The following is a 7,340-nucleotide window of genomic DNA, read 5'->3' as shown; positions in this document are numbered from 1 at the left end:
AGCTTTCTGAATCAATCAGCTTGCGTGCATCATGGTGGTTGTAACAGCTTTCATCAGCCATAATTTTTATGGGAGATTTTTTTCTGAGTTCAGGAAGCCTATCGTCGTACCAGGTGCGCATAGGCTGCTCGCAAAACTCAATATTCAGATCTTTCATGCCATTAAGGCATTTCAGGGAAGCGTCAAAATTCCAGCCCTGATTGGCGTCGATTCTTAAAACCATGTCGGGGCCCACGGCTTCTCTGATTTTATGCATTCTCTCAAGATCGTCATCCGGCTTTTTACCTAACTTGATCTTTAGAATTGTTGCACCTTTCTTTTGATAAGATAATGCCAGTTTGCTCATTTCAGCTGCAGAATCAATCCCAATGGTCATATCGGTTTCAATAACTCTCTTCTCGCCACCCAGGAATTTATATAGAGGCTGATCAGCGGCTTTTGCAGCAAGATCGTATAGGGCAATATCAAAAGCGCTTTTGATAGTTGGGTTATGGGCTGCTACATTATGAAGATCCTGAATCCTTGCCTCGATATCCAATGCATCTTTTCCTTTCCACACTTTCGCAAATTCGCGGGCCATCACCAGACAAGTGTCCTGGGTTTCTCCAACTATCATGGGGAATGCGGAACACTCGCCTACACCATAATACCCTCCGTCGGTATGCACCCGTATGAAAACATTTTGAGCGTAATCCATAATCCCGGTAGCTATTACAAATGGCTCCATCGGAATACTAAACCGGTAGATATCGATATGGGTGATCTTCATAGAATATTGTTGAATTGAAGGCCGAAAATAAGGTATTTTAGCATAAAATTTAATTCCATGGCAAACAGATTACAAAACCAGACCTCTCCATATCTCCTTCAGCATGCAAATAATCCTGTAGACTGGTATCCCTGGGGAGAGGAAGCTTTATCCCGGGCACAGAAAGAGAATAAATTGATCCTTGTAAGCATTGGTTATTCTGCCTGTCACTGGTGCCACGTAATGGAGCATGAGAGTTTTGAGGATAAGCAGGTGGCTGATGTGATGAATAAAAATTTCATCTGTATTAAGATCGATCGGGAGGTACGGCCTGATATTGATCAGATTTATATGAATGCGGTTCAATTAATGACAGGAAGCGGCGGCTGGCCCTTAAATTGTTTTTGCCTGCCGGATCAGCGACCCATTTATGGCGGAACTTATTTCCGAAAACCGGATTGGATCAGTTTGCTAAATAATCTGGCCGATTTTTGGCAAAACAAGCCGGAGGAGGCAGAAGAATATGCCGTGCGTTTAACTGAAGGCATCCGCCAGAGCGAACAACTTAGTCCTGTAAAGTCTGAAGCTGAGTTCAGTAAAAACGATATCAGTCAGATATTCGATACCTGGAAGCGCAGTTTCGACCTTGTGGAAGGAGGTTATAATCGCGCACCTAAATTCCCTCTACCGAATAACTGGGCTTTCCTGCTTCGTTATTCACAGCTGATGAACGACAATTCCGCTCATATCGCCGTCAATATTACACTCGAGAAGATGGCTTTTGGTGGTATTTACGATCAGATAGGAGGAGGTTTTGCAAGATATTCGGTCGACGGGCAATGGCATGTACCACATTTCGAGAAAATGCTTTACGACAATGCACAACTGGTATCATTGTACTCCGAAGCATACCAATGTACTGGAAATGAGCTATACAGGGCCGTTGTATTTGAAACCTTAATGTTCATTGAAGGTGAAATGACATCCCCGGAAGGGGGATTTTACTCCGCCCTTGATGCCGATAGCGAGGGGGTAGAGGGTAAATTCTACACGTTTTCTAAACACGAAATAGGGAACATTCTGGGCGGGGATGCAGATCTGTTCAATATATATTACAATATAACTGAGCAAGGCAACTGGGAAGAGGAGCATACGAACATCTTCCTCAGAAAAAAGGATGACGCTGAACTAGCGTCAGAACTTGGGATTGAGGAAAAGGAACTGATTTACAAGATCACCAATGCGAGGAAAAGGATCTTTGAAGCGCGATCTGTAAGGGTGCGCCCTGGCCTCGACAATAAAATACTTGCTTCCTGGAACGGTTTGATGTTAAGAGCATATACAGATGCCTACCGGGTATTCGCTGAAGATACATTCCTTGCCAGTGCATTGAAAAGTGCTGATTTTATAGCAAAAAATCTTTTTAAGGATAATAAGCTCATCAGGGTTTACCATTCTGAAGATGATTCCGAAGCATTCCTGGACGATTACGCTTTCATTATTGATGGCTTAATTGGTTTGTATGAGTCGACCTTTGATGAACAATGGTTGTTATTCGCACGGACTTTAACTGACCGTACAATTTCAAACTTCTACGATCAGGAAGGCGGCTTATTTTTTTACACATCAGCCAGCAGCGAAGAACTAATCGCACGAAAAAGTGAAATCACAGATAACGTGATTCCATCTTCAAATTCAGCCATGGCACAAAACCTTTTCAGGCTAAGCCATTTTTTCGATGATAGTAGTTATTCCGCGATTGCTGATCAGATGCTGAGAACCGTTCAGCCCCATATAAACCAGTATCCGTCCAGTTATTCAAACTGGGCTTCACTTTTACTCTTCAGGATCTTTGGGGTTTTTGAAATTGCAATAGTCGGTTTAGAGGCGGAGAAAAAGCGGCTTGAGCTTGAAAAATATTACGTTCCTAACAAAATACTTTTGGGAGGTACGGCAGGAACCTTACCTTTGCTTCGCGACAAAATTCATAATGACACAAAAATATATGTGTGTCAAAACAGAACCTGTTCCTTACCTGTTACAGCGGTAACGGAAGCAATTAAACAAATCGATAACCCAAGTACAAAGCCGGGAAGCCAGGATTAAATTCCATTTTTCAGCACATGACTAACTAATTTAACAAAATGAACATTCAAGCAAACAGCGTTGTTGCGCTTACTTATGACCTTTACACCAGGGAAAATGACGAGGAAGTCTTTGTAGAAAAGGCAGATGAGCAAAACCCATTGGTATTTTTATATGCAGTAGGAATGATGCTTCCCAAATTCGAAGAGAACCTTGCAGGGCTTTCAGCAGGTGATAGTTACGATTTCCATCTTTCAGCGGAAGATGCTTATGGAGTAAAAGACGAAAATGCAGTTGCTGAACTCCCGATTGATATGTTTGGGGAAATGGAGAAACCAGAGGTAGGAGCCATTTTACCTTTGCAGGATAATGAGGGAAACCAGTTTAGGGCTCAGGTGCAGAGCGTTTCTGAAACGGCTGTTACTGTTGACCTGAACCACCCAATGGCAGGCCAAAATTTACATTTCATTGGCAAGATTGTTTCAGTGCGTGAGGCTACTGAAGAAGAGTTAGCTCATGGGCATGCTCATGGTGCCGACGGACATGCGGGTCACTAAAATGAGATAAATTCCATTTTATAAGGGGGAAACTTTCAAGTTCCCCCTTTTTATTTGCTCTTCATCGTATTTGCTTAGTGTACACGCACAATTTTTTCTTAGCAAATGGTAGCAAATTAGAAGGAAAGGAAAACATACGGATTGACTTCTTTAAATGCACTTTATATGAACTTGAGACGTTATTATCTCTGTTTAAATGCCTAAATTGCGGGATCAAGAAACCATTAATACTAATTTAAACTATGAAGAAAGCCTTTCTGTTCTTATTTTCTCTTTTGATTTCCATTAACTCGTTTAGCCAGCAGATAGCCAATGAGATTGCTATTATTCCACAGCCGGTTTCGGTTGTCAGAGGAGCCGGGCAGTTCACTCTTCCTAAGAACGTGGTGATTCAAGCCGAAAGCATTCCTGATTTAAGTCATACGGTTGCTTTTCTTCGTGAAAGATTGTCAGAACCGACAGGATACCGGGTCATTTCCGTCACCTCCTCTCAGACTCCGACTATCAAACTTCAGCTGAATGCACAGAGTGATTCGAAGCTAGGGAATGAAGGCTACAATTTATCGGTTACCCCATCCCTGATAACCATTAAAGCTAACAAAGCGGCGGGCTTATTTTACGGTGCGCAAAGCCTTATTCAAATGTTTCCAGCGGAGATTGAAAGTAAGGTGAAGATTAATCACGTAAACTGGATTGCTCCGGTGGCGGAAATCACAGATTACCCCAAATTAGGCTGGAGGGGTTTAATGTTTGACGTAGCTCGGCATTTCTTCACCAAGAATGAGGTTAAACAATATATTGATGCTATGGCCCGGTATAAATACAACCTTCTTCACCTTCACCTCACAGATGATGAGGGATGGAGAATTGAAATTAAAGGTTTGCCAAAGCTAACTGAAGTTGGAGCGTGGCGTGCAGACAGAACTGGAACTTTTGGGGATTTTATACCTCCGACAGCGGACGAACCCCGTACTTACGGGGGGTTCTATACTCAGGACGACATAAGGGAGCTGGTTAAATATGCTAAGGAACGATTTGTAGATATTATGCCCGAAATAGACGTGCCCGGACATAGCCTTGCTGCTATAGCCGCCTATCCGGAACTCTCTTGTACTCCCGATGCGGTAAATTATAAACCACGCTCAGGCGAGAAAATTATGGACTGGTCTGGGGGTGCTCCTCCAAAAGCACTTATTGATAATACACTGTGCCCTGCGAATGAAAAAGCTTACGTTTTCATGGATTCTGTTTTGACTCAAATAGCACAGCTTTTTCCATTTGAGTATATCCACCTGGGCGGTGATGAATCTCCGATAAACTTCTGGCAAAACAATCCTCAGGTTAGAGCTCTGATGGCCCGTGAGGGAATGAAGGACATTAAGGAGGTTCAAGGCTATTTTACAAAAAGGGTAGAGAAAATAGTTGAATCAAAGGGTAAAAAATTAATGGCCTGGGATGAAGTTCTGGAAGGCGGGGTGAGCCAATCGACAGCCGTTATGAGCTGGAGAGGAATGAAATATGGTATCGAGGCAGCACACGATAAACATCAGGTGGTAATGAGCCCTACAACTTACGCTTATCTCGATTATATGCAGTCTGATGTCCTCTCAGAACCCAGAGTGTATGAATCATTGCGATTAAATAAGTCTTATGAATTCGAGCCAATTCCGGATGGTGTAGACCCGCAGTATATCAAGGGAGGACAAGCGAATTTATGGACCGAGCAAATTTACAACATCCGGCAGGCGGAATATATGACCTGGCCTAGGGGATTTGCCATCGCTGAAGCAGTTTGGTCGCCTAAAGACAGGAAAAACTGGCCTGAATTTTTTAGCCGGGTAGAGAATCACTTCAAACGTTTTGACCTTGCCGAAATTAAATATGCGCCGAGTGTCTACGATCCAATATTTAAGGCCACTAAGGCACCGGGTAACAGATTGAAAGTTGAGCTTACAACGGAAGTCAAAGGCCTTGATATACATTACAGTTTTGACAGTTCATTTCCTGACAAATTTTATCCCAAATACACCACCCCGCTAATCGTGCCGATTGACGCTTCTCAGCTGAAGTTGATTACGTATAAGAATGGTAAGCCTGTTGGAAGAATGCTGACAATGCCTATTTCAGAATTAAAATCCAGGGCGAGAATGTAATAAACTTTAAATGAAGGAAGCCATTGATCAAAGATCAATGGCTTCCTTTTTATCTGCTCGCTTGATTTATGCCAGCGAATAGAGTTCTTCACGCTGCTGCTTAACAGCATCGCTGTTGATATACTCATCGTAGGTCATCAGCTTATCAATGATACCTCCTGGCGTTAACTCAACGATTCTGTTTGCCACAGTCTCTGTAAGCTCATGATCTCGTGAAGTAAACAGGATTACGCCTTTGAAATCTTTCATACCGTTGTTTAAGGCAGTAATAGATTCCAAGTCCAGGTGATTGGTAGGCTCATCGAACATTAATAGATTAGCTTGCTGAAGCATCATCCTGGAGAACATACAGCGCATTTTTTCTCCTCCCGAAAGGACCGATGATTGTTTTAATACTTCCTCGCCAGAAAATAGCATCCTTCCTAAAAATCCGCGGATAAATTGTTCGTCCTTGTCGCCTTCGGAATACTCACGCAACCAATCCACTAAATTAGTGTCTTTGCCCTTGAAATATTCAGAATTGTCATTTGGAATGTCGGCGGTATTAATTGTTACACCCCACTTAAATTCTCCTTTGAAATCTTTATCTCTACCCGTCAGGATGTCGTAAAATGCAGTTGTCGCTAAACTGTTCTCCGACAGGATTGCAATCTTATCGCCTTTATTTACCATCAGGTTTATCCCTGAGAACAGCACTTCGCCATTAAGTTCTTTCCTAAGGTTATCGATCTGCAAGATCTGATCTCCGGCTTCCCGTCCCTGGTGATTAAAAATGATTCCCGGATATTTCCTGTTGGATGGTTTGATCTCGTCAATGTTTATTTTATCCAGCGCTTTTTTTCTACTTGTAGCCTGCTTGGATTTGGAAGCATTCGCGCTAAAACGGCGAATGAAGTCCTGAAGTTCCTTCACCCGTTCCTCCGTCTTTTTATTTTGATCAGAGCGTTGTTTCAAAGCTAACTGGCTGGACTCGTACCAGAACGTATAATTACCTGTGTAGATGGTCATCTTACTGAAATCGATATCCAGGACATGGGTACAAACGGTGTCTAAAAAGTGCCTGTCGTGGGAAACAACCAATATAATTCCTTCATACGAAGCCAGGAAATCTTCAAGCCAGGCGATAGTTTGTATGTCCAGATCATTGGTAGGCTCATCTAAAAGCAAGATGTCGGGTTTACCAAAAAGAGCTTGCGCCAATAAAACCCTCACTTTTTGATTTCCATCCAAATCTTTCACAAGGCTGTGATGGAATTCTTCTTTGATACCTAAGTTGCTAAGCATGGTTGCAGCATTATTTTCTGCATTCCAACCATCCATTTCCGCAAATATATTTTCAAGTTCACCGGCCCTTTCGCCATCCTGCTCTGTAAAATCGTCCTTTGCATACAAAGAATCTTTTTCCTTCATGACATTATACAGCTCTTTATGTCCCATCATAACTGTTTCTATTACAGGAAACTCATCAAAAGCGTAGTGGTTCTGACTTAAAACGGCCATGCGTTCGCCAGGGGTAAAAGATACAGATCCGCTTGAGGGATCAATTTCTTTCGATAAAATTTTAAGGAATGTAGACTTACCAGCGCCGTTTGCGCCAATTATACCATAGCAATTTCCGGGAGTAAATTTTAAGTTAACATCCTCAAAAAGCGTGCGTTTTCCGAAACGAAGAGATAGATTTGAAACTGTAATCATGATTTTGAAATAAAGTGCAAAGGTAAGAAATTAATGCGCTTCTTTGCTTAATGGCAGATATCAAAGAAAAGCTTCATCGCGTGTGTATTGAATATGTAGAAG

The 7,340-nt window shown here is 42.3% G+C and carries 5 protein-coding genes; 3 read left to right on the top strand and 2 right to left on the bottom strand.

Going from position 1 to position 7,340, the window contains the following annotated elements; translation table 11 throughout:
- On the bottom strand, positions 1–769 hold a 769-nt coding region (locus tag WBJ10_RS09410; protein ID WP_424289620.1), incomplete at its 3' end, for a mandelate racemase/muconate lactonizing enzyme family protein.
- A gap of 57 nt (positions 770–826) precedes the next feature.
- Between WBJ10_RS09410 and WBJ10_RS09405 the strand changes: the two genes are divergently transcribed.
- From WBJ10_RS09405 to WBJ10_RS09395, 3 genes are all read left to right on the top strand, one after another.
- A complete protein-coding gene (locus WBJ10_RS09405) occupies positions 827–2,854 on the top strand; it encodes a thioredoxin domain-containing protein (protein ID WP_424289618.1) in 2,028 nt (675 codons plus the stop codon).
- 38 nt (positions 2,855–2,892) lie between these two features.
- The gene (locus WBJ10_RS09400) at positions 2,893–3,390 is read left to right on the top strand and encodes an FKBP-type peptidyl-prolyl cis-trans isomerase (RefSeq protein WP_424289616.1); all 498 of its coding nucleotides are present in this window, start codon (positions 2,893–2,895) and stop codon (positions 3,388–3,390) included.
- Positions 3,391–3,632: 242 nt separating this feature from the next.
- Positions 3,633–5,543 carry a beta-N-acetylhexosaminidase gene (locus WBJ10_RS09395; RefSeq protein ID WP_424289614.1) on the top strand — a complete coding sequence of 637 codons (1,911 nt, stop codon included), beginning with the start codon at positions 3,633–3,635 and terminating at the stop codon, positions 5,541–5,543.
- Positions 5,544–5,609: 66 nt separating this feature from the next.
- On the opposite strand, the gene WBJ10_RS09390 is transcribed toward WBJ10_RS09395, so the two are convergent.
- Positions 5,610–7,238, bottom strand: coding sequence for an ABC-F family ATP-binding cassette domain-containing protein (locus tag WBJ10_RS09390; RefSeq protein WP_424289612.1), 1,629 nt, complete (start codon positions 7,236–7,238; stop codon positions 5,610–5,612).
- Positions 7,239–7,340 lie beyond the last annotated feature (102 nt).

Source organism: Daejeonella sp. (assembly GCF_049655485.1).
In the GTDB taxonomy this organism is placed as follows: domain Bacteria; phylum Bacteroidota; class Bacteroidia; order Sphingobacteriales; family Sphingobacteriaceae; genus Daejeonella.
Note: the sequence above shows the minus strand (reverse complement) of the source record. Positions and strands in the feature narration are given on the sequence as shown.

Bases quoted from the DNA above. Each gene is read 5' to 3' on its own strand.
- WBJ10_RS09405 (WP_424289618.1), top strand. From the start codon at position 827: ATGGCAAACAGATTACAAAACCAGACCTCTCCATATCTCCTTCAGCAT.
- WBJ10_RS09400 (WP_424289616.1), top strand. From the start codon at position 2,893: ATGAACATTCAAGCAAACAGCGTTGTTGCGCTTACTTATGACCTTTAC.
- WBJ10_RS09395 (WP_424289614.1), top strand. From the start codon at position 3,633: ATGAAGAAAGCCTTTCTGTTCTTATTTTCTCTTTTGATTTCCATTAAC.
- WBJ10_RS09390 (WP_424289612.1), bottom strand. From the start codon at position 7,238: ATGATTACAGTTTCAAATCTATCTCTTCGTTTCGGAAAACGCACGCTT.